22 protein-coding genes and 1 tRNA gene are annotated in these 21,357 nt (G+C 58.4%); 20 read left to right on the top strand and 3 right to left on the bottom strand.

What is annotated here, in order from left to right:
- Window positions 1-74: 74 nt before the first annotated feature.
- The 19 genes from ACR0DB_RS15615 (at window position 75) to speB (ending at window position 18,502) form a co-directional block, all read left to right on the top strand.
- A complete protein-coding gene (locus tag ACR0DB_RS15615; protein ID WP_170786859.1) occupies window positions 75-524 on the top strand; it encodes a hypothetical protein in 450 nt (149 codons plus the stop codon).
- Window positions 525-537: 13 nt separating this feature from the next.
- A complete protein-coding gene (locus ACR0DB_RS15610) occupies window positions 538-966 on the top strand; it encodes a 4-oxalocrotonate tautomerase (protein ID WP_170790754.1) in 429 nt (142 codons plus the stop codon).
- Window positions 967-984: 18 nt separating this feature from the next.
- Window positions 985-2,448, top strand: a complete 1,464-nt coding sequence (locus tag ACR0DB_RS15605; protein ID WP_480552038.1) for a coniferyl aldehyde dehydrogenase — start codon at window positions 985-987, stop codon at window positions 2,446-2,448.
- Window positions 2,449-2,502: 54 nt separating this feature from the next.
- Complete coding sequence (locus ACR0DB_RS15600) at window positions 2,503-3,732, top strand: NADH:flavin oxidoreductase/NADH oxidase family protein (RefSeq protein WP_480552037.1); 1,230 nt, start codon at window positions 2,503-2,505, stop codon at window positions 3,730-3,732.
- 36 nt (window positions 3,733-3,768) lie between these two features.
- Entirely contained in the window at window positions 3,769-4,233 is a 465-nt protein-coding gene (locus ACR0DB_RS15595) for a GFA family protein (protein ID WP_170786867.1), read from the top strand.
- A gap of 29 nt (window positions 4,234-4,262) precedes the next feature.
- Window positions 4,263-5,000: an SDR family oxidoreductase gene (locus tag ACR0DB_RS15590; RefSeq protein ID WP_170786869.1), complete on the top strand. Its 738-nt coding sequence runs from the start codon at window positions 4,263-4,265 to the stop codon at window positions 4,998-5,000.
- A gap of 12 nt (window positions 5,001-5,012) precedes the next feature.
- Window positions 5,013-5,627: a DsbA family protein gene (locus tag ACR0DB_RS15585; protein WP_480552036.1), complete on the top strand. Its 615-nt coding sequence runs from the start codon at window positions 5,013-5,015 to the stop codon at window positions 5,625-5,627.
- Between the two features lie 159 nt (window positions 5,628-5,786).
- On the top strand, window positions 5,787-6,368 hold the full coding sequence (locus ACR0DB_RS15580; RefSeq protein ID WP_170786873.1) for an antibiotic biosynthesis monooxygenase: 582 nt from the start codon (window positions 5,787-5,789) through the stop codon (window positions 6,366-6,368).
- 123 nt (window positions 6,369-6,491) lie between these two features.
- On the top strand, window positions 6,492-6,947 hold the full coding sequence (locus ACR0DB_RS15575; RefSeq protein ID WP_170790747.1) for an acyl-CoA thioesterase: 456 nt from the start codon (window positions 6,492-6,494) through the stop codon (window positions 6,945-6,947).
- 487 nt (window positions 6,948-7,434) lie between these two features.
- Entirely contained in the window at window positions 7,435-8,706 is a 1,272-nt protein-coding gene (locus ACR0DB_RS15570) for an imelysin family protein (RefSeq protein ID WP_480552035.1), read from the top strand.
- 130 nt (window positions 8,707-8,836) lie between these two features.
- Window positions 8,837-9,130, top strand: a complete 294-nt coding sequence (locus tag ACR0DB_RS15565; RefSeq protein ID WP_170773887.1) for a (2Fe-2S)-binding protein — start codon at window positions 8,837-8,839, stop codon at window positions 9,128-9,130.
- The gene (gene bfr, locus ACR0DB_RS15560; RefSeq protein ID WP_170773884.1) at window positions 9,078-9,563 is read left to right on the top strand and encodes a bacterioferritin; all 486 of its coding nucleotides are present in this window, start codon (window positions 9,078-9,080) and stop codon (window positions 9,561-9,563) included. The genes ACR0DB_RS15565 and bfr overlap by 53 nt, the downstream gene beginning before the upstream one ends.
- A 16-nt stretch (window positions 9,564-9,579) precedes the next feature.
- The gene (locus ACR0DB_RS15555) at window positions 9,580-11,064 is read left to right on the top strand and encodes a di-heme oxidoreductase family protein (protein WP_480552063.1); all 1,485 of its coding nucleotides are present in this window, start codon (window positions 9,580-9,582) and stop codon (window positions 11,062-11,064) included.
- Window positions 11,064-12,074, top strand: coding sequence for an imelysin family protein (locus ACR0DB_RS15550; RefSeq protein ID WP_480552034.1), 1,011 nt, complete (start codon window positions 11,064-11,066; stop codon window positions 12,072-12,074). The genes ACR0DB_RS15555 and ACR0DB_RS15550 overlap by 1 nt, the downstream gene beginning before the upstream one ends.
- A 2-nt stretch (window positions 12,075-12,076) precedes the next feature.
- A complete protein-coding gene (locus ACR0DB_RS15545; RefSeq protein WP_480552033.1) occupies window positions 12,077-13,159 on the top strand; it encodes a DUF1513 domain-containing protein in 1,083 nt (360 codons plus the stop codon).
- Between the two features lie 100 nt (window positions 13,160-13,259).
- Window positions 13,260-15,149: a biosynthetic arginine decarboxylase gene (gene speA / locus ACR0DB_RS15540; protein WP_480552032.1), complete on the top strand. Its 1,890-nt coding sequence runs from the start codon at window positions 13,260-13,262 to the stop codon at window positions 15,147-15,149.
- Window positions 15,150-15,163: 14 nt separating this feature from the next.
- Window positions 15,164-16,375: a saccharopine dehydrogenase family protein gene (locus tag ACR0DB_RS15535; protein ID WP_480552031.1), complete on the top strand. Its 1,212-nt coding sequence runs from the start codon at window positions 15,164-15,166 to the stop codon at window positions 16,373-16,375.
- Window positions 16,376-16,493: 118 nt separating this feature from the next.
- On the top strand, window positions 16,494-17,663 hold the full coding sequence (nspC, locus tag ACR0DB_RS15530; RefSeq protein WP_480552030.1) for a carboxynorspermidine decarboxylase: 1,170 nt from the start codon (window positions 16,494-16,496) through the stop codon (window positions 17,661-17,663).
- Window positions 17,660-18,502 (top strand): agmatinase, encoded by an 843-nt coding sequence (gene speB / locus ACR0DB_RS15525; RefSeq protein WP_480552029.1) that lies wholly within the window; start codon window positions 17,660-17,662, stop codon window positions 18,500-18,502. The genes nspC and speB overlap by 4 nt, the downstream gene beginning before the upstream one ends.
- On the opposite strand, the gene ACR0DB_RS15520 is transcribed toward speB, so the two are convergent.
- Window positions 18,499-19,089 carry an HD domain-containing protein gene (locus ACR0DB_RS15520; protein ID WP_480552028.1) on the bottom strand — a complete coding sequence of 197 codons (591 nt, stop codon included), beginning with the start codon at window positions 19,087-19,089 and terminating at the stop codon, window positions 18,499-18,501. The genes speB and ACR0DB_RS15520 overlap by 4 nt on opposite strands.
- A 102-nt stretch (window positions 19,090-19,191) precedes the next feature.
- Here ACR0DB_RS15520 and ACR0DB_RS15515 point away from each other — a divergent pair, with 102 nt between their 5' ends.
- Entirely contained in the window at window positions 19,192-20,019 is an 828-nt protein-coding gene (locus tag ACR0DB_RS15515) for a LysR family transcriptional regulator (RefSeq protein ID WP_480552027.1), read from the top strand.
- On the opposite strand, the gene lptF is transcribed toward ACR0DB_RS15515, so the two are convergent.
- Window positions 20,016-21,155: an LPS export ABC transporter permease LptF gene (gene lptF / locus ACR0DB_RS15510; RefSeq protein ID WP_480552026.1), complete on the bottom strand. Its 1,140-nt coding sequence runs from the start codon at window positions 21,153-21,155 to the stop codon at window positions 20,016-20,018. The genes ACR0DB_RS15515 and lptF overlap by 4 nt on opposite strands.
- A 118-nt stretch (window positions 21,156-21,273) precedes the next feature.
- Window positions 21,274-21,349 (bottom strand) — tRNA-Trp (locus ACR0DB_RS15505).
- Between the last annotated feature and the right edge of the window lie 8 nt (window positions 21,350-21,357).

Raw genomic sequence — 21,357 nt, 5'->3', positions numbered from 1 at the left:
ATGTCAAAAAGATGTCCGCTGTCATCATCGAAAATTGATCCCCAAAAACCGAAATTACCGGGCAGGAGGATGTTATGCGATCACTCATTGCCATTCAGGAAGGTCAGATCTCACTCGAGCAGATCAAAGCGCTCGAGGAAGTCGTGCGCAAGCTTTATGTCGAGCACGTATGCGACGACAAACTGACGATCATCTGGAACGTCGCTGCCAAACAGCACACGATCACAGATCGCCGTTGGTCACGCTCGTCGACTGTCTCGATGGAAGTGCCGGACGGGTTTGAAACGCAACGCCGCGAAGCCTTCATGCTGGAGGTCGATAGATGCTGGCGCAAAATCACCGGTCAGCACCCGGATCAGGTGTCTGTGGGTGCATTCGACCAGTCCCGTTATGGCGACATTCTGAAAGGCAACCTGACACGCTTGTCGCCTTGGGGACGCTTTACCTATCTGTTCAAGCTGTTTTCGCGCGCGATGATCTCAAAAATGCGCCACGGCGTGCTGATCACGCAGTTCAATCAATAGGAGAGGAATTGATATGCCGCTCTATACTCTTGCATCCAAGAAACCTTTCCCCGAGCAGATCCGATTTGACATCGCGCAGGTCATCACCGATGTGCATTGCGGCCTAACTGGCGCGCCGTCCGAGTTCGTGAACGTCGTTTTCATGACCGGCTACAGCATGCGACGCGGAACTGTTTTGGGCGTGAACGGCAACGTCCGCATGGGCGGAGACCGGACCGCTGGTCTCTATGAAAAACTGAACGAGCAGATGCACACGCGTATCTCCGAGGCGGCCCAGCTGGAAAAAAGCAAGGTGCTGGTCACGCTGATCGGCATCGAATCTAACTGGGTGGTCGAAGGCGGTATGGTTCTGCCCTTCCCGGGCGACGAAGCCGACTGGCTTGAGCGCAAGAACGCCACCCATGCCGCAATGGGGATCGGCCCCGTAACTGATTACATTTAAATCCAGGAGGGTTTAACAATGTCCGCACCGCACCTGACACCCGTTAAATCGGAAACGCCTGATCTCGAGGCTCTGCTTCTGGCTCAGAAAAAGGCCTATCTGGCCGATCCCATGCCCGACCGGGCGGCTCGGGTGCGGCGTCTGGACAAGCTGCACAACGCGCTGATCGACAACAAGGCGCGCATCATCGCGGCGGTCAGCAAGGATTTCTCGAACCGCTCGGCGGCTGAAACCGAACTGGCCGAGATCATGCCGCTGCTGGACGGTATCGCCTTTTACCGCAAGCGCCTGCGCAAGTTCATGAAACCGCAGCGCCGCCACGCGCCGCTGACCCTGATGCCTGCCAGCATTCAGGTGCAATATCAGCCCGTGGGCGTGGTTGGCATCGTGGTGCCGTGGAACTTCCCGATCTTCCTGGCCCTGTCGCCGCTGGTAGGCGCCCTGGCCGCGGGCAACCGCGCGATGCTGAAATCGTCGGAATTCGCACCGGCCTCGGGCGATCTGCTGAAAGAAATCATCGCCGATATCTTCTCTGAGGACGAAGTAACCGTTGTCACCGGTGGTGTCGAGGTCGCGACTGAGTTCACCAAGTTGCCGTTCGACCATCTGGTGTTCACCGGTTCGACTCAGGTCGGCAAGATCGTGATGAAGGCCGCTGCCGACAACCTGACGCCGGTTACGCTGGAGCTGGGTGGCAAATCGCCGGTCATCATCCACAAGGACTTCCCGATTGATGAAGCCGCCAGCCGGATTGCATTCGGCAAAGGCATCAATGCCGGTCAGGTCTGCGTGTCGCCCGATTACATCCTGTGCCCGCGCGACAAGGTGAACGCCTTTTGCACAGCCTTTGCGGATTCGATGAGCAAAGCCTACCCGACCCTGCGCGACAATCAGGACTATACGGCGATCATCACCGACCGTCAGAAAACCCGCCTTGAAGGCTATCTGAAAGACGCCGAGGCAAAAGGTGCCGAGCTGATCACCATCAACCCCAAGGGTGAGCATTTCAACGACACGCGCAAGATGCCGATGACCCTGATCCTGGGCGCGACTGACGAGATGCTGGTGCTGCGCGAAGAGATATTTGGCCCGATCCTGCCGGTGATCCCCTACGACTCGATTGATGAAGCTGTGGCTTACGTCAATGACCGCCCGCGTCCGCTGGCCTTCTACTACTTCGATTGGGATAAGAGCCGCGCCAATGACATTCTGGCCCGCACCCATGCGGGTGGTGCCTGCATCAACGACACCATGTCTCATGTGATGGCCGATGACATCCCGTTCGGCGGCATCGGTCCATCGGGCATGGGTCACTATCACGGTGAAGAAGGCTTCCGCAATTTCTCGAAGGCCAAAGGCGTTGTCCGCAAGGGCAAGATCAACGCCACCGCATTTGTTGCCCCGCCCTGGGACAACTTCATGTTCAACAGCCTGAAAAAGCTTCAGGCGATGCGCTTCCGGCGCCGCAATATTCAGGAGTGAAGACCAATGGTTGCTGCTCAGAAAATCGAAACGACGAATCAAGGAAACACAGAAATGGCAACGCTTGGGGATTCCCTGACGCTGAAATCGGGAACGGTTCTGCGCAACCGGATCTGCAAAGCTTCGATGAACGAAGCTCTGGCCACTCCGGACGGTAAAGTCACACCTGCCCACGTCTCGCTGTACGAGGCATGGGCCCATAGCGGCGCGAGCCTGCTGATCACCGGCAACATGATGGTTGACGGCAAGCACATGAACGAACCGCTGGTCGTGGATGCGCTGCTGGACAGCAACATGGACCTGCTGCGCAAATGGGCGGCCACCGGCAAGGCGACCAACACCCATATCTGGCCGCAGCTGAACCACCCGGGCAAGCAGTCGCCCAAAATGGTCAACGACGCACCGGTTGCACCTTCGGTCGTGCCAATCCCGAATGAGATGTTCGCCCCCCCGCGCGAGCTGTCCGATTCCGAGATCGAGGACATCATCGACCGGTTCGCCGAAGCCGCCGCCCGTCTGGAAGAGGCAGGTTTCACCGGCGTTCAGCTGCACGGCGCGCATGGCTATCTGATCGGCCAGTTCCTGTCGCCGCATCACAACCGCCGCGAAGACAAATGGGGCGGCAGTTTTGACAACCGCTTCCGCTTTGTCGAAGAGGTCTACAAACGCGTCCGCGCCCGTACCGGCCCCGGTTTCAACGTTGGCATCAAGATCAACTCGTCCGACTTCCAAAAGGGCGGTTTCACCGAGGAAGACTCGATCGAAGTGGCCAAGCGTCTGGACCGTCTGGGCATCGACCTGATCGAAATCTCGGGAGGCAGTTGGGAAAACCCCGTCAACCGCAAGGGCAAGCAGGAAGTCAAAAAGGAGAGCACCCTCAAGCGCGAGGCATATTTCCTGGAATATGCCGAAAAGGTCAAAAGCCAGATCTCGACCCCTCTGGTCGTGACCGGCGGTTTCCGCTCGTCCGAGGGCATGAGCGAAGCTCTGGCAACCGGCGCTCTGGATATGGCCGGTGTGGCCCGTCCCTTCGCCGTCGATCCCAAGTTCGGCACTCATGTTCTGCAGAACCCCAAGCACGTATCGCATGTTGCGCCCATCCGTTCGGGTCTGAAGAAGATCGACGCAATGGCGATCATGGAGATCAGCTGGTACACCATGCAGATCGAACGCATCTCGCAAGGTAAGAAGGTGCAGACCAAAGCGGACGGTGTCTGGCCGGCGCTGCGCGTGATGTACCGGTTCTGGAAAAACGGCAAAGCGGTCAAAAAGGTCCGCGCCTGATCTCACGGAACCCTGCCCGCAACAAGGAAAAGTTAGATGACGCATTCCAACGGCACCTGTAGCTGCGGGCAGGTTCACTTCAAAACACAAGGTCGCCCGCTGTTTAGGGCGATCTGTCACTGCACCATTTGCCAGCGGTTCAACGATGCCGAATATGGCGATATCCTGCTGTTTCGTGCTGCGGACGTGGACCAGGCCGGGTGTGGTGAAATTGTATACGAAAGCCTGAAGCAGCCGCCTTTGCTGGCGCGTGGCAGATGCACAGCATGCGGCAACCCGGCACTGGAAAAATTGAACGTGCCGCTGTTTCCAAAACTGATTTTGGTGCCCTCGGCCCGGATCGTCGAACAGGCAGACCTACCTTCACCCGATTTCCACATCTTTTACAATCACCGGGTCCGTGAAGCGCAGGACGATCTGCCGAAATCCAGCGGCTATCTGCCCAGCCAGGCTCGATTTACGATCCATCTGCTGCGCGGTTTGTTTCGCGGTGACGGCTGACCGGATGTTGAGCTACTGAGGAGAACGAGATGCAGAACCCCAATGGTGCATGTTTGATAATCGGAGCTGGCGATGACACAGGCTCTGCTATCGCCCGGGCATTTGCCCGCGAGGGGTTAACCGCTTGTGTCGTTCGCCGCGACCGCCATGCCGATGCTCTTGAGGCGCTGGCGGAATCAATCCGCGACGAGGGTCATCAGGCCCGAGCCTATCCCGCTGATGCACGGGATGAGACCGAGATGCACAATCTGATCGGTAAGATCGAGGAGGAGGTTGGCCCAATCGAGGTCGCCGTTTTCAACATCGGGGCCAATGTGCGTTTTGGCATCACCGAGACCACCCCGCGCGTCTATCGCAAGGTCTGGGAGATGGCCGCTTTCGCCGGGTTCTTGATGGGTCACGAGGTCGCCGCCCGGATGCTACCGCGCGAACGCGGGACGATCATTTTCACCGGAGCATCGGCCAGTATGCGTGGCAATGCCGGGTTCTCGGCCTTTTCGGGCGCGAAACACGCGCTGAGGGCGCTGGCGCAGTCCATGGCGCGCGAGTTGGGGCCAAAAAACATCCACGTCGCCCATACGGTGATTGACGGGGCCATCGACAGCAATTTTATCCGCGAACATTTCCCGGATGTGGACCAGATGCGCGATGAAGACCGTATCCTGAATCCCGAGCATATCGCGCAGAATTATGTGATGCTGCACAAACAACCCCGTACGGCCTGGACGCATGAGATGGACCTGCGTCCCTGGAAAGAAACCTGGTAACTGGAGCGAACCATGACAGCTCAGGTAGACTTCATCTACGATTTCGGCAGCCCCAACGCCTATCTGGCCCATTGCCTGGTCAATGACATCGAGACCCGAACCGGCGCGTCGTTCAACTACATTCCTTGTCTTTTGGGCGGGATATTCAAAGCGACAGGCAATCAGTCTCCGTTTCTCATGTTCCGGGACGTCAAAGGTAAGCTGGATTACGACCGCGTGGAGTTCGAACGGTTTATTCGCCGGCATAAGCTGTCGAAGTTCCGAATGAACCCCCATTTCCCGGTTAACACGTTGCTTATGATGCGGGCGGCGGCAGCCGCTGAGGTTGACGGATTCCAAGGCAACTACATCACGGCAGGGATGGCCGCAATGTGGGAAAAGGGGCTCAAAATGGATGATCCGGACGTGTTTGTCTCGGCGATGAACGATGCAGGACTCGACGGTCAAAATCTGTTGGAGCGTGCCAATGAAGATGCGGTCAAAGAGCGCTTGAAAAACAACACCAGCGCAGCTGTCGAGCGTGGTGTCTTCGGCATCCCCACCTTCTTTGTCGGAGAAGAAATGTTTTTCGGCAAGGACCGATTGGATCTCGTGGAACGAGAGCTTGAAAGCATCTCGAGCTCTTGAAAACCAAGACATCAGGGATCTTCAGCGATGCGAGGGTCCACTTTGCAATTACACAGATTGATGTTGGTTTAGGAAAACCGCAGAGGCGCTGCGTTTCGGCTGATCAAAGGTCGTTCACGCGCCTCATAGCAGGAAACTTGGCTCACAATGACTGATCACATGACACATCACCGAGACACGGACAACAACCCCGTAACGATCTCTGTTTCACGTCGCGTCGTACCGGGGCGCGAGGCCGAATTCGAGGATTGGATCCGAGGCATAGCCGAGGCTGCATCGCATTTCGAGGGGCAACAAGGTTTAAGCATTTTGCGCCCTTCCGAAAAGACTGGCGGACGCTACGTCATGATTTATCGTTTCGATAATTACGAACATGCTGCCGCCTGGGAAACCTCGCCCGAGCGATCCGAGTGGATTGCCAAGCTGGAAGGGATATCCGATGGCGATGCAGATCGCAAAAGCGAGACCGGTCTCGAAGTGTGGTTCGATATGCCCGAGATCCCTGCAGCCGTTCCACCACCACGCCATAAAATGGCTGTTGTATTGATCGTTGTGATCTTTGCCCTTGTCTTTGCGCTTCAGGTTTTCCTCGTTCCTTTCATGACTGGTTGGCCACGTTGGGCACAGACGCTCAGCATCGTCACAATTCAGGTTGTGTCGATGACATATCTGATAATGCCAATCATAACTCTGCTGCTAAAGCCGTGGTTGTTTCGCAACCAAACTCAGGCAATCAAATAGATGTCTTGCCGTTCTTTGAAGGGATCAATGGACAATAGGACGTTCCTTATGGTTGTCAGAGTAGGCTCGTCAAAGGCCTCTTCACGTTCTCCATTTTAGACTCACAATGGTGTATTTCGCGCAATGAACGAAGACATATCCTCACTTGCAGATTATCCAAACTCCTTCTGGAAACGGTTCAAGGTCACGGCGGGCGATCTGGACGGCTTCCACCACGTAAACAACGCTGTCTATTTGAAATGGATGGATGCTACCGTTTGGGAACATACGCGGCATGTCGGTTTGACCGAGCAAGCCTGCCTCGACCTGAATCGCGGTATGGCCGCAGTGCGCCACGAGATCGATTATCTGTCCTCCGCTTTTTTGGATGATGAGATCGTCGTGTACAACTGGCTCTCGGTGAATGATGAGCGTTTGCGTTGCAGTCGCCTGTTTCAGATGATCCGATTGGGTGACAGCAAAACGATATTGCGCGCCAGATCAGACTATGTGTGTACCAATCTGACAACTGGACGTCCGACACGTATGCCGAATGAATTCAAGACCGGATATAAAGTCACAATCCCTCGAAGCGGCTGACAGCGATCCGCTGCAAACATTGCGCAGCATCACCCAAGACCCCTTGAAAGTTTGATTTCGCAATGCGGAATATAGTTGTCCGCTTTTGGGGATTGGGTAGCGTTTGCGTGACAAATCCCGTGTGGTTGGGTGTGGCGCTTTGTGGTGGTTTGCCCGCCAGAAACTCACCGTCGCCAATAAGTTGACGATGTCGGATGTAGCGGCCTGCGAACTCTCGGACCGTACCAGAACTCGGCCATGATCCGCGCAACGGGGTTCAAGCCCCTCCTCAGCCTTCACCTTCCCCAAACAGTTTTAGACCACAGGCTCACTGGGTTCGGTTCGACCGACCAGTATCTGTGCATCATCTGTCTTGGGTATTTGCGCGAAATTTATACCTGATTAAAAAGCTCAGGTTGACATAGGCGACTAATTCACTCAGTTATTTGTCAGCCAGCACCAATCAGGTGCGCCGACCACTCTGAATTAACAAAAAAGACCTGATCCCATGACCAGATTCCATGCTGCTGCCAGCGCGCTGGCACTGTGCGTTGCAACCAATGCGTCCGCGGCCGAGACCCCCTCGAAAGCCGACATCCTCGCCACCTACGCCAATATCGCCCAAGCGAAATACGATGACAGCCTGATCGCCGCCAAAATGCTACAGACGGCGGTGCATGCCCTGATCGCGAACCCTTCGGACGCGACGTTGGCGGCGGCCAAGGCGGCGTGGATTTCCGCGCGCGTGCCCTATCAGCAGACCGAGGTTTACCGGTTCGGAAACCCAATTGTCGACGAATGGGAAGGCAAAGTGAACGCGTGGCCGTTGGATGAAGGGTTGATCGACTATGTGGATGCCACTTATGGCGGCCCATCGGACGAGAACGAATTCGCCGCGCTGAACGTCATCGCGAACCCCAGCTTTACCCTGTCGGGCCAAACCATCGATGCCAGCCACATCACCCCCGAACTGCTGGCCGAAACCCTGCATGAGGCTGATGGAATCGAAGCGAACGTAGCCACCGGTTATCATGCAATCGAGTTTCTGCTTTGGGGGCAGGACCTGAACGGCCACGGCGCCGGGGCCGGAAACCGCCCGTGGACAGATTTTGCCCAAGGCGCAGACTGCACCGGCGGGAATTGTGACCGTCGCGGAGAATATCTGCGCGCTGTGACCGATTTGTTGGTCAGCGATCTAGACTGGATGGCTGCACAATGGGTTGAAGGCGGTGATGCGCGCTTGGCACTGACCGAGAACGAGGCCGCAGGCGTCAGCGCAATTCTGACCGGCATGGGCTCGCTTTCTTATGGAGAACAGGCCGGTGAGCGGATGCGCCTCGGTCTGATGCTGAATGATCCGGAAGAGGAACATGATTGCTTCTCGGACAACACCCATAACAGCCACTACTATGACGGTCTGGGCATCCAGAATGTCTATCTGGGCAGCTACACCCGGATCGACGGGACCCCGATCTCGGGCGCGTCGTTGTCCGACCTTGTCACCGCGACCGACCCGGCGCTGGATGCCGAGATGAAGGTGAAGCTGGCCAACACGATGCAGGCGCTGGGCCGGATCAAGTCGACGGCCGAGGCTGGGTTCGCCTATGACCAGATGTTGGAACGCGGCAATGCAGGTGGCGAAGCCTTGATCATGGGCGGCGTGAACGGCCTGATCGATCAGACCAAGACCATCGAACGCATCGTCACCAAGCTGGAGCTGGATCAGATCGATTTTGAAGGCTCGGACAGTTTGGACAACCCCAACGCAGTCTTCCAGTGATCCCGCACCTGCGGGGCGGCATCTCACCGCCGCCTCGCAGGTTTTTGAGGGCTGGCAGACGGTTTGCCGCAGGACATTCAGCAATTAACCGACTATTATAGTCAGAATAATCAGCTAAAGGCGTTCTGCCATGATCGTTTGCCATTGCACCAACATCTCGGACGCAGATATCCGCGCCGCGATCGACTGGATGCGCGCATCAGATTCCCATGCGGTGATCACTCCCGGCAAGATCTATCATGCCCTTGGAAAATCAGCGGATTGTGGCGGATGCATGCCACTTTTCCTAGACACGATGCGGTCCAACGATAAGCTGGAAATCCCCATGCAGCTTCGGACATTGCGGTCCGCAGCATCACAGGAGAAAGCACATGAAGGGCGATCCCAAAGTCATAGAATACCTCAACAAATCCCTGCGGCATGAACTGACGGCGGTCAGCCAGTATTGGCTGCACTACCGTCTGCAGGAGGACTGGGGCCTTGGCCATATGGCCAAGAAAAGCCGCGAGGAAAGCATCGAAGAGATGGGCCACGCGGACAAGCTGATCGAACGGATCATCTTTCTGGAAGGCCACCCCAACCTGCAAAAGCTGGACCCGCTTCGGATCGGGCAAACCCCAAAGGAAACATTAGAATGTGATCTGGCAGCCGAACACGACGCACGCGCCCTGTATGTCGAGGCCCGCGAATACTGCCGCGAGGCGGGGGACTATGTGACCATGTCCCTGTTTGAAGGTTTGATCAGCGACGAAGAGGGGCACATCGACTTCCTCGAGACGCAGCTTGATCTGTATGAAAGGATTGGCGAAGCCAATTATGCGCATCTCAACGCATCGAAAATGGACGAAGGCGAGTAAGCTTTCAATCGTGGCGGTGGCGGCTTTGGCAGCCACCCCTTCTTTCCCGACCGAGTTGCAGGACCTGCACCTCAACTTCCAGCCCAGAACCGAAGACGAGGCCGCCAGGATCGCGGATGTCACCGCCGCGCCCGAGGATTTCAGCGTGCCACAACGGTTCGAGGACCTGCCGGCAGGGGCGGCCACCGTGCGGTTGCGCGCGGACGCAGATGCGTTCTCGCAACCGTCGGGCAACCTGGAGTTTGAGCAGGAGTTGGATTTCAAAGTCGGCAACGGGCTGTTCAAAAAGCTATGGGTCTCGTCGCCGGCTTCGACGCTGGCTTCGGACGGGTTAGGGCCGCTTTACAACGCGCGGTCGTGCCAGCGGTGCCACATCAAGGACGGGCGCGGCCATACCCCGAACGGCCCTCAGGACAGCGCGGTGTCGATGTTCCTGCGCGTCTCAATCCCTGGCGGGGCGGGCCAGTCCGAGATCGCGGACTATATCGCCACGCAGCCAGAGCCAAACTACGGCGGCCAGATGCAGGACCTCGCCCTGCCCGGCCACCCGGCAGAATACCGGCTGGACATCACCTACACGGACGTCCCTGTCGAGCTGTTGGATGGTGAGACGGTCACGTTGCGCGCACCGACCTATACCGCCGCTGATCTGGGCTATGGGCCGCTGCACCCGCAGGCGATGCTCAGCCCACGCGTGGCACCGCAGATGATCGGGCTGGGTCTGCTCGAAGCGATCCCGGTCGGGGATATACTGGCCAAGGCCGACCCAGAAGACGTTGATGGGGACGGTATCTCAGGCCGCCCCAACATTGTGTGGTCGACCGAATTCGATACGCCGATGATGGGGCGGTTCGGCTACAAGGCTGGGATGCCGACTATCTTGGAGCAATCGGCAGGTGCCTTTGCCGGAGACATCGGGATATCCAGCCCTCTGTTCCCTGCGGCCCATGGTGACTGCACGGAGTTGCAGGAGAACTGCGTGAATGCCCCGCATGGCGATGGCGACGACCGCGTGTTCGAGATTGATCAGCAGGGTATGGACCTTGTGACCTTCTACAGCCGCAATCTTGGGGTGCCAGAACGTCGAGATGCAGACGACCCGCAAGTGCTGCGCGGAAAGCAGGTCTTCCACCAGACCGGCTGTGCGTTGTGCCACACCCCTGCCTATGTCACGCACCGTATGGAGGACCGGCCTGAACACAGTTTCCAACTGATCTGGCCCTATACCGACTTGCTGCTGCACGACATGGGCGAAGGCCTGGCCGATCATCGCCCCGAGGCGCGCGCAACGGGCCGGGAATGGCGCACGCCGCCGCTGTGGGGTATTGGCCTGACCCAGCAGGTTTCGGGTCATACCCAATTCCTGCATGACGGGCGGGCGCGATCCCTGCTGGAGGCGGTCCTGTGGCACGGGGGCGAGGCGCAAGCGGCGCGCGATACGGTTGTGTCGATGCCCAAGCTTGACCGAGACGCCCTGATCCGCTTTCTGGAGAGCCTCTGATGCGCCCGCTGTTTCTTGCCCTTGCTTTGGCTTTGCCCCTGCCCGCCACAGCGCAGGACAGTGCTGCGATTCTGACGGACGTGGTCGAAGCACACGTTCTGCCCGGTTATGCGAGACTGACCGAGACGACCGCCACTTTGGCCGCGACCGCGCAGGCCGGATGCGATCCTGCATCACCTGACCTGCGGGCCGCATTCCATGGCGCATTCGACGATTGGATCTTGGTCAGTCACCTTCGGTTCGGACCGTCTGAACGGGACGACCGCGCCTTTGCGCTGGCCTTTTGGCCCGACACCAAGGGATTCACGCCCAAGGCCCTGAGCGGTTTGATCTCGACCAGCGACCCCGTTGTAGAAAGCCCCAAGGCCTTTGCCGAAACCTCCATCGCCGGGCGCGGGTTTTTCGCGCTGGAGATGATGCTCTTTGATCCCGCCTTTGCTGATCAGGGCCAAGCCCCCTATCGCTGCGCCCTGATCCGCGCGATCACAACTGACATCGACCGCAACGCAAAGGCCATCGCCGAGGACTGGCAGCCCTTTGCCGAACACGTGACACACTCCGGCGGCAACAGCCCCTATCGGTCTGAAAACGAAGCCCTGCAAGAGCTATACAAGGCACTGTCCACCGGCCTTCAATTCACGTCCGAGACCCGCCTTGGACGCCCGCTGGGCACATTCGACCGCCCCCGTCCAAAGCGGGCCGAGGCGCGCCGGTCAGCGCGGTCCGTGCGCCATGTGGAACTGTCGCTGATCACCTTGCGTGATCTGGCCATGCGCCTGTCGGCTGATCATCCCGCCATAGCGGCAGACATGGACGGCGCGTTCGACTATGCGATTGCCCGCGCGCAAGCCTTGGACGACCCTGCATTTGCGAGCGTGGCCAACCCGCAGGGCCGTTTACGCATCGAGGCGCTGCAACAGTCAATCAACGATATCCGCCAGATTGCCGCAAATGATCTAGGCCCTTCCCTGGGCATCAGCGCCGGGTTCAACGCACTGGACGGTGACTGACCATGACCAGCCGTCGCCATTTTCTTGTCGGGCTTGCCGCCACCAGCATGACGCCCATAGGCGGTTGGGCGGAAGTTGGCGCGCCCGACTACTTGGCGGCGGCCCTGTTTCCCGACGGCTTTTACCGGCTGGCGGGGCTGACTGCTGGAGGAGATATCCTGTTCACGTTGCCCTTGCCCGCAAGGGGTCACGCGGCAGCCGCGCACCCTCAGCGCGCGCAGGCGGTGGCATTTGCCCGCCGACCGGGCACTTTTGCGCTGGTGATCGATTGCGCAACCGGAGCCCAGACCGCCCGGCTGGACGCTCCAAAAGACCGCCATTTCTATGGCCACGGCGTGTTTTCGGCAGATGGGGCGACGCTCTACACCACAGAAAACGACTATGAGGCAGGCCAAGGCGTGATCGGCGTCTGGAATACCGGAGATTACGCGCGATTGGGTGAGTTCCCCTCGGGCGGCATCGGCCCCCATGACATGCGCCTGATGCCCGACGGCCAAACACTTGTTGTGGCCAATGGCGGCATCGAAACCCATCCCGAAACAGGGCGCACCAAGCTGAACCTGCCCGTCATGCGCCCCAACCTGACCTATCTGGACCACTCTGGCGCGGTTATAGAACAAATGGAACTGCCGCGCGCGCTGCACAGAAACTCGATCCGCCATCTGGCTGTCCGGCCCGACGGCCTGGTGGCCTTTGCGCTGCAATGGCAAGGGGACAAAACACGGCACCCGCCGTTGCTGGGCCTGCACCGGCGCGGCACGGCCCCGCGCCTGCTGACCGCGCCCGAGACAGAACAGAGCACCCTTCAGGGTTACGCGGGCAGCATCGCTTTCGCCAGTGATGGCAAAACCGTCGCCATCACCTGCCCCCGAGGCAACGCGCTGCATCAATTCGATGTAGAAACCGGCAATTTGATGGCGGCCTATTCCCTGACGGATGTCTGCGGCATCGGTCCCGCCGCGCAGGGATTTGTCTTTACCACAGGTACAGGCGCCGTCGGAGAGATCACCGCAGGTGCCCACATTTTGGCACGACCCAAGTGCCAATGGGACAACCACTTGATCCCAATTCGCACCTTGGCCTAAATTCGGCAATTCGCGATACATAGTTTACACTTGGACGAATCAAACTGCTGCCGTATTGGCGGGCGCGAAACCGGCATCCCTATTGCAAGGACCTGACTGATTGAAACACACGCCCGACGCACCGCATTCCATCTATGGGGTTGAGAAATGGGGCAAAGACCTCATCGAGGTGACGGATCAGGGCGAGATCGGTCTGCGTAATCCGCTGCATCCCGAGGCCGACGCGATCAGCCTGCCGGGCATTCTGTCCGATCTGGACGACCGAGGCATCAAATCGCCGATGCTTTTGCGGGTGACGTCCTATCTGGAACATGAGATCGCGCATCTAAACGAAAGCTTTCGCGATGCCATCGCGCGGGTGAACTACAAGGGTTCCTATCGGGGTGTTTTCCCGATCAAAGTGAATCAACAGGCGCAGGTCGTGGATCGGATTGTCGAGTTCGGTAAGAAATACAACTATGGGCTGGAAGCGGGCTCCAAGCCCGAACTGGTTGTGGCGCTGGCCCATCGTCTGGCCCCCGAGGCACTGATCGTCTGCAACGGCGTCAAGGATGCCGAGTTCATCCAGCTGGCTATCCTTAGCCGCAAGATCGGTTTCAACACCGTCATCGTTCTGGAAAGCCCGAAAGAGGCAGACACGGTGATCGAGGTCTACAAGGAACTCGGCATCGAACCGCTGATCGGGGTGCGAGTGAAGCTGACCAACCAGATCAGCGGCAAATGGGAAGAAAGCTCGGGTGACCGGTCTGCCTTTGGCATGAACACCGATCAGCTTGTCGCCGCGGTGGACAAGCTGAAAGCGGCCGGCCTGTTACACTGCCTAAAGCTGCAGCACTCGCATCTGGGAAGCCAGGTGCAAGACGTCAACGATGTGCGCCGCGCTGTCGGCGAGGCGTGCCGTTACTATACCGAACTCACCCGCGAAGGCGTGCCGCTGACCCATCTGGACCTCGGCGGCGGCATGGGTGTGGACTACACTGGCGAGAAAAAAGCAGCTGAAAATTCAATCAACTACACGGTCGAGGAATACTGCGCCAACGTCGTCGAGACCGTCGCCTACGCGATGGATGAGGCCGAAATCGCGCACCCAACGCTGGTCACCGAAAGCGGCCGTGCGGTGGTGGCGACATCCTCGATGCTGGTGTTCAATGTGCTGGAAAGCACACTTTACGATGCACCAACCGCACCGGATGTGGAACCTGACGACAACCATCTGGTTTCGGACCTTGCTGCCGTTCACGGATACCTCAGCCAAGATCGTCTGCAAGAATGCTGGAACGACGCCACCTTCTATCGCAACGAACTGCGTGCCCTGTTCCGTCGCGGCTATGTCGACCTGCGCCAGATGGCCCGCGCCGAGCGTATCTATCTGTCGCTGATGGCCCGCCTCAAGGCGCTGGCCGCAAGCGATGATCTGGACACGGATGTGGACGAACAGCTTGAGAAAGTGGCCGATATCTACCATTGCAATTTTTCGCTGTTCCAATCCCTGCCCGATGTCTGGGCTATAGACCAGCTACACCCGATCGTGCCGCTCCAAGGGCTGAACGAACCCCCCGACCGCCGCGCCGTCTTGTCAGACATCACCTGCGACAGCGACGGTAAGATCGACCGATTCATTCTGGCCGACGGTGTCTCACCCAGCCTGCCTGTGCATTCCCTGCCCAAGGACGGCGAGTACTTCATGGGCGTCTTCTTCGTCGGTGCCTATCAGGAAACGCTCGGCGATCTGCACAACCTGTTCGGCGATACCAACGTCGTCACCATCGATCTGCGCGCCGATGGCGGGTTCGATCTGCTGCACGAGCAAGAGGGCGACACGATCAGCCAGGTCCTGTCCTATGTCGAGTTCGACCCGCAAGACTGCGTTGCCGCCTTCCGCAAAATGGTAGACGAGGCGATCTCTACCGGTACTCTGCAAGCCAAGGACCGCAAAACCCTGATGAGCGCCTATCGCGACTCCATCAACGGCTACACCTATTACGAATAAGAAGGAGACAGACCATGGGCAAAACACTGGTTGTCGGCGCCGGCGGCGTATCCCACGCAGCCGTGCACAAGATGGCGATGAACTCGGACATCTTCACCGAGATCACTCTGGCCAGCCGCACGAAATCGAAATGCGACGCCATCGCCGCAGCCGTAAAAGACCGCGTTGGTGTAGATATCGCTACTGCCGAACTGGACGCCTACAAGGTCGAAGACACGGTCAAGCTGATCAAAGAAACCGACGCCGAGATTCTGGTGAATCTCGCCCTGCCCTATCAGGATCTGGTGCTGATGGACGCCTGCCTTGAGGCCGGTATTCACTATCTCGACACCGCGAATTATGAGCCCGAGGATGAGGCCAAGTTCGAATACCACTGGCAATGGGCCTATCAGGAGCGCTTCAAAGAGGCCGGCTTGACCGCCATTCTCGGATCTGGCTTCGATCCGGGCGTGACCAGCGTGTTCGCCAAATGGCTCAAGAAACACAAGCTGGACACAATCCGTCAGATCGACGTGCTAGACGCCAATGGCGGCAGCAACGATCAGGAATTCGCCACCAACTTCAACCCGGAAATCAACCTGCGCGAAGTGCTGGCCGAAGTGCGTCACTGGGAAAACGGCGCGTGGCAATACTCCCACGCCATGACCCACAAGGTCGAGTTCGACTTCCCCGCCATCGGTCCCAAGAACATGTACTTGATGTATCACGAGGAACTGGAGAGCCTCAGCACCCACTTCCCCGAGATCGAACGCGCCCGCTTTTGGATGACCTTCGGCGACGCCTACATCATGCACGCCAAAGTGCTGGAAAACGTCGGCATGACCCGCATCGATCCGGTGATGCATGACGGCAAAGAGATAATCCCGATCCAGTTCCTGAAAACCTTGCTGCCCGATCCCGGCGATCTGGGCGCGGAAACCAAGGGCAAAGCCTGCATCGGCGACATCGCCACAGGTCAGGCCAAGGACGGCTCGGGCGAAAAAACCTACTATATCTACAACATCTGCGACCATGAGGAATGCTACGCTGAGGTCGGCTCCCAGGCCGTCAGCTACACCACCGGCGTTCCCGCGATGATCGGCGCGGCACAGGTCCTGAAAGGCAACTGGCGCGAGCCGGGCGTTTGGAACATGGAACAACTCGACCCCGATGACTTCATGGATATGCTGAACAATCACGGCCTGCCATGGCAAGTTCATGAACTTGACGGTCCCGTCGAATTCTAATCCCCAGAACTTCTTCTGTTCAAAAGTACCTCGGGGGTCGCCATTGATGCGCCATTGGTTCAAGCACCAATGGCGACGGGCAGAGCCCCCGGCCTCACCACAATCGGAGACGCCGGACATGTCCGACATGATGACGACCCAAGCCGGAGACGCCGGCGCCTTCCGCAATTTCGACCTCAGCCGCGTCCCCACACCTTGCTTTGTGGTCGACGAAAAAGCGGTCGAGCGGAACCTGACCATCCTCTCCGAGATCGGCACCCGGTCCGGCGCACATGTCCTCAGCGCGCTCAAGGCGTTCTCGATGTTCTCACTGGCCCCTCTGATCCGCCACCACCTCGGCGGTACCTGCGCCAGTGGCATCTACGAAGCACGACTGGGTCGCGAAGAATATGGCGGCGAGGTCGCCACCTTCTGCGCCGGTTACAAGGACGCTGATATCGACGAAATCCTATCGCTGTCGGATCACATCATCTTCAACTCACCCGCGCAAAAGGACCGCTTCCTGGCAGCAGCCCAAGCCGCGAACGTTCAGGTCGGCCTGCGCATCAACCCAGAACATTCCGAAGGCGAGATACCCAAATACGATCCCTGCGCGCCCTGCTCGCGCCTCGGGACACCCGTCAACCAATTGTCCGAAGACACACTGATCGGAGTCGACGGGCTGCACATGCACACGCTTTGCGAACAGGGGTTCGAACCTTTGCAACGCACGTGGGAAGCGGTCGAGCCCAAGCTCAAACCGTTCATCAAACAGCTCAAATGGCTGAACTTCGGCGGTGGGCACCACATCACTCGCGATGATTACGACCGCGAGGGGCTGGTCGCTTTCATCAAGACCATCCGCGAAACCTACAACGTGGAAATCTATCTCGAACCCGGTGAGGCCGTTGCGCTGGACGCGGGTATTCTGGTCGGCGAAATCCTCGACCTGCCCACCAATGGTATGAACCTCGCCATCATCGATATCTCGGCCACCTGCCACATGCCCGACGTGATCGAGGCCCCCTATCGCCCCGCCTTGATGGACGAGGCCGAAGCAGGTCATACCTACCGTCTGGGTGGCCCCTCCTGTCTGGCTGGTGACGTGATTGGCGACTACACATGGGACAAACCGCTGGAGATAGGGCAGCGCTTTGCCTTCCTCGATCAGGCGCATTACTCGATGGTCAAGACTAACACGTTCAACGGGGTACCCCTGCCCACAATCGCCCTTTGGAACAGCGAAACGGACGCGCTGAAGATTATCAAACAATTCGGCTATGACGACTTTAAGGACCGCCTCTCATGAGCATTTTCCTCGACAGTGAACTGACCGCTGCTGAGCGCAGCGAAGACGCCCGGTTCCGCGTCATCCCCGTGCCACTGGAGCGTACCGTGTCTTACGGATCGGGGACCGCCAACGGTCCCGCAGCCATCATCGAGGCCAGCAATGAACTGGAACGCATCACAGGCCACGCGGAACCCTGCGTCGAAGGCATCTTCACCGAAGACCCGCTGGATTGCGACGGCCCCTTGCCCGAAGTGATGGAACGCCTTGCGCAACGCACCGAGGCTGCGGTGCGCGCTGGCAAGGTGCCGGTCACACTGGGCGGGGAACATTCGCTCAGCTATGGTGCGGTGATGGGCGTGGCGCGGGCGCTGAACCAGCCCGTCGGGATCGTGCAAATCGACGCCCATGCCGATTTGCGCAATGCGTATCAGGGCGAGAAACACTCCCACGCCTCGGTCATGCATCTACTGGCCGAAGAAGGCGTCCGTCTGGCGCAGTTCGGTGTGCGCGCGTTTTCGACCGAAGAGGCCAAAAGCCGTCTGAAAAACCACGTATTCCACGTCGACGCCGAGGAACTGGTCACCGGCAACATCCACGCCGTCGACCTGCCCGAAGACTTCCCCGAGTTGGTCTATGTCAGCTTTGACGTGGACGGTCTAGACCCCTCGCTGATGCCCGCCACCGGAACTCCCGTACCGGGCGGTTTGGGATACTATCAGGCGCTGCGGCTGGTCGAACACGCCCTCAAAGGCCGTAAATGCGTGGGCTTTGACGTGGTCGAACTGGCCCCCGACGGCAATGCCGCCTGGGACTTCACTGCAGCTCAGATCGTCTATCGCCTGATGGCGGCCTGCTAGCTTTCCGAGGTTTCGTTCAGCTCCATGTGCCCTTCGCCCTTGTTCAATACGCGACGCAGCATGGGCTCGAAGAACTCCAGCGGCTTGGTCGGGTAGTCCGGATCGAACGCCTTCTGATCGTATTCATGGCAGAAATAGCGGCAGTCCTCCCAATAAGGACTGTCGCGGTACTTGTCGCGGGCGTTGCGATCGCCGCCAAGGTGGTGGTTATAGTAGTAGCCCTGAAACACACAGTGATGTTTCAAAATCCAATAGGTCTTCTCGCTGACATAGGGCTTCATCATCGCCGCTGACAGCTCACCGTGATTGTAGGGCGACAGGATATCGCCGGTATCGTGGATCAGGGCCGCTACAATCAATTCTTCGTCCGCCCCATCCTCATAGGCCCGCGTCGCGGCCTGCAGAGAGTGCTGATAGCGGTTCACCGGATAGGGCGTCCAGTCTTCGTCCAGCGACCGGATCGCGTCCAGAATGCGGTCGGGCAAAGCGGCGTTGTACGCCTCTTCATAGTCCATCACGGCATCCCAATCGGCCTTTGTCGCCTCTTCGAAACTGGTCCAAGTGGGTTTGTGGCTTTTGTCCAGCATGGAAGCGGTCCTTTCATCGATCCGTTTACGAAAGCTTACTCCACTCCAGCTGAGCGAAAAAATGAATTGATTTTATCACTTCGATCAAAAAATACTTTCAACATGCAAATCAAAGCCCTTGAGACCTTTCTGTGCGTCGCCGAGACCGGAGGCTTCCACGCTGCCGCCCGCAAGCTGAACGTGACGCAAACCGCTGTAAGCGCCCGCATTCGTCTGATCGAGGATGAAACCGGCAAAGCCCTGTTCACCCGTGGTGCAGGCGGGACCGGCCTGACCGAATTCGGGCGGCAGTTCCGGCCCTATGCTGAACAGATGCTGTCGCTCTGGTCCTTTGCCTCACGCGATCTACCCGCGCAGTCGCAGAACCGGGTCGCCCTGCGCCTGGGCGCGCAACTGAGCATCTGGGACCCGCTGCTGGTCGATCTGGCAATCCGCTATGAGGACAACCTGGGGCAGCTGCTGTTGACGCTCAACTATGATCATGACTTGAATATGGTTGATGCGGTAGCCACCCATGTTCTTGACGCGGCCTTGACCCATGAGAAACCGTCGGACAGACGGGTCATGTTTCACGAATTGCCACCCGAGCGACTGGTGCTGGTCCAGACCCCTGATGCCGGAACTGACCCGATTTTCGTCAATTTGGAACTGGGGGAGGTCTATCAGAATCACATTCGATCCACCGCGCATCGGGCTTCGGGCCAGACGGTGTTTCTGGGCAATTGCATGATGGCCCTACGCTATGTCCTGCGGCGCGGTGGGTTAGGGTATTTCCCACGCTATGTCATCGCTGAATACCTTCATTCTGGGCAGGTTGCGCCCGTTGCAGATGCCTATGACCTGATGTTGCCGCTCTATCTGGTCACGCGCCGCGACAGCCCAGCATTTGGCGATGTTCTAGATTGCCTGCAGGAATTGCGGACGGCTTAGGCCTGCGGCCAGGCGAGATCGCTCTCTCGCGGCTTTTTCCGCAAAAGTGGTCGCCCCGCAATCAGCAAGAACAGGCAGGATATGAGGATGCCGATCACGGCGGGCAGGTAGAGAACCGCCCACAGCGCGGGATCGTCGATCACAATAGGCGACACGAACCCCCGAACACCTTCCAGCAAAACGAGAATAGTAAACGCCCCAAAAATCTGCGGCCACAAACCAAAACGGGAAAAGCTGCCCAGCATCAGGGTTGCATATCCCGCCATCGCCACCGCTACGCAGATGGCAATCCATGAGAACCGCTGGTGCAGCTCATCCACCAGCTCTCCTTCGCTGAACCCTTCGTTTGCGGTCAACGCCTGACGGTTTTCCAACAATTCAAGGGTCGGGATCGCCTCAAGACTTCGTTGGCTCATATCGTTGCCATGAGCCAGTTCGGATATGTCGTATGAAGCATCCTCGAACAGGGTCGATGACAAGGTCCTGCCCTGCTGATCCAAGCGCAACGCCACCCCGTCCACCATAACCAGATGAATGCCGCTGCCGTTGTTGACCAGATAGGCGGTTTTGCTGGAATAGGTAACTGTGCTCGTCTCATCCCGGCGATCCGAGACAAAAACCTCGTACAGTGTGCCATCCAGGTCAATCCGTCCGATATAGACCGTCACACCGCTGGCGGGATGTAGAAACTCACCCTCGTTCAGAAGCTGCGCGGTGACATCGCCTGCGACCTCGGCCTGTCGTTGTTCAAGCTGCTCGACCGAGGCCGGGCGCAGAAACACGCTGATCGCGGCCATCATCAAACCTGTCACCAGCCCGAACAGAAATACTGCCCGCGCCAGACGCCATGGGCTGGAGCCCGTCGCCAACATAACCGTCAGCTCGCTTTCGCGGCTCAGGCGGTTGGTGGCATAAACGGCGGCGGCAAACACAGCCATGGGCATCACCGTTCGGATCAGGGTCGGCAGGGTCAGCGCGGTGAATTCCAGAAACACCATCGCCGATTGACCGCCGCTGATCACACGATCAAACAGGCTGACCGAACGGGTGATCCAGAAGACCCCCACCAGAACCAGCGTGAAAAAGCCGAACAGAATCAGCAATTGCCGCAGGAAATATCCATCGAAACGCGACATGTATCCTCATCCGGTCCTTGGGTGTTTCGCCGGACATTATGCCAATCGCTGGCCCGAGGAAACCGGAATGCAAAGGAATGGCCCAAATTGGCGCGTGGATGTCAGCGATATTGGGAAATGGCAGGGGCAGCAGGGTTCGAACCCGCGACCTACGGTTTTGGAGACCGTCGCTCTACCAACTGAGCTATACCCCTAAGGTGGG

This window comes from Ruegeria sp. AB6 (assembly GCF_056542685.1).
This window is presented reverse-complemented; position numbering and strand designations above follow the sequence as displayed.

What these genes read in the sequence shown, in the direction of transcription:
- ACR0DB_RS15545 (WP_480552033.1), top strand. Translation starts at nt 12,077, where the DNA reads ATGACCAGCCGTCGCCATTTTCTTGTCGGGCTTGCCGCCACCAGCATG.
- ACR0DB_RS15580 (WP_170786873.1), top strand. Translation starts at nt 5,787, where the DNA reads ATGACACATCACCGAGACACGGACAACAACCCCGTAACGATCTCTGTT.
- bfr (WP_170773884.1), top strand. Translation starts at nt 9,078, where the DNA reads ATGAAGGGCGATCCCAAAGTCATAGAATACCTCAACAAATCCCTGCGG.
- ACR0DB_RS15610 (WP_170790754.1), top strand. Translation starts at nt 538, where the DNA reads ATGCCGCTCTATACTCTTGCATCCAAGAAACCTTTCCCCGAGCAGATC.
- ACR0DB_RS15585 (WP_480552036.1), top strand. Translation starts at nt 5,013, where the DNA reads ATGACAGCTCAGGTAGACTTCATCTACGATTTCGGCAGCCCCAACGCC.
- ACR0DB_RS15575 (WP_170790747.1), top strand. Translation starts at nt 6,492, where the DNA reads ATGAACGAAGACATATCCTCACTTGCAGATTATCCAAACTCCTTCTGG.
- ACR0DB_RS15535 (WP_480552031.1), top strand. Translation starts at nt 15,164, where the DNA reads ATGGGCAAAACACTGGTTGTCGGCGCCGGCGGCGTATCCCACGCAGCC.
- ACR0DB_RS15550 (WP_480552034.1), top strand. Translation starts at nt 11,064, where the DNA reads ATGCGCCCGCTGTTTCTTGCCCTTGCTTTGGCTTTGCCCCTGCCCGCC.
- nspC (WP_480552030.1), top strand. Translation starts at nt 16,494, where the DNA reads ATGTCCGACATGATGACGACCCAAGCCGGAGACGCCGGCGCCTTCCGC.
- ACR0DB_RS15515 (WP_480552027.1), top strand. Translation starts at nt 19,192, where the DNA reads ATGCAAATCAAAGCCCTTGAGACCTTTCTGTGCGTCGCCGAGACCGGA.
- ACR0DB_RS15570 (WP_480552035.1), top strand. Translation starts at nt 7,435, where the DNA reads ATGACCAGATTCCATGCTGCTGCCAGCGCGCTGGCACTGTGCGTTGCA.
- ACR0DB_RS15605 (WP_480552038.1), top strand. Translation starts at nt 985, where the DNA reads ATGTCCGCACCGCACCTGACACCCGTTAAATCGGAAACGCCTGATCTC.
- lptF (WP_480552026.1), bottom strand. Translation starts at nt 21,155, where the DNA reads ATGTCGCGTTTCGATGGATATTTCCTGCGGCAATTGCTGATTCTGTTC.
- ACR0DB_RS15565 (WP_170773887.1), top strand. Translation starts at nt 8,837, where the DNA reads ATGATCGTTTGCCATTGCACCAACATCTCGGACGCAGATATCCGCGCC.
- ACR0DB_RS15595 (WP_170786867.1), top strand. Translation starts at nt 3,769, where the DNA reads ATGACGCATTCCAACGGCACCTGTAGCTGCGGGCAGGTTCACTTCAAA.
- ACR0DB_RS15590 (WP_170786869.1), top strand. Translation starts at nt 4,263, where the DNA reads ATGCAGAACCCCAATGGTGCATGTTTGATAATCGGAGCTGGCGATGAC.
- ACR0DB_RS15615 (WP_170786859.1), top strand. Translation starts at nt 75, where the DNA reads ATGCGATCACTCATTGCCATTCAGGAAGGTCAGATCTCACTCGAGCAG.
- ACR0DB_RS15520 (WP_480552028.1), bottom strand. Translation starts at nt 19,089, where the DNA reads ATGCTGGACAAAAGCCACAAACCCACTTGGACCAGTTTCGAAGAGGCG.
- speB (WP_480552029.1), top strand. Translation starts at nt 17,660, where the DNA reads ATGAGCATTTTCCTCGACAGTGAACTGACCGCTGCTGAGCGCAGCGAA.
- ACR0DB_RS15600 (WP_480552037.1), top strand. Translation starts at nt 2,503, where the DNA reads ATGGCAACGCTTGGGGATTCCCTGACGCTGAAATCGGGAACGGTTCTG.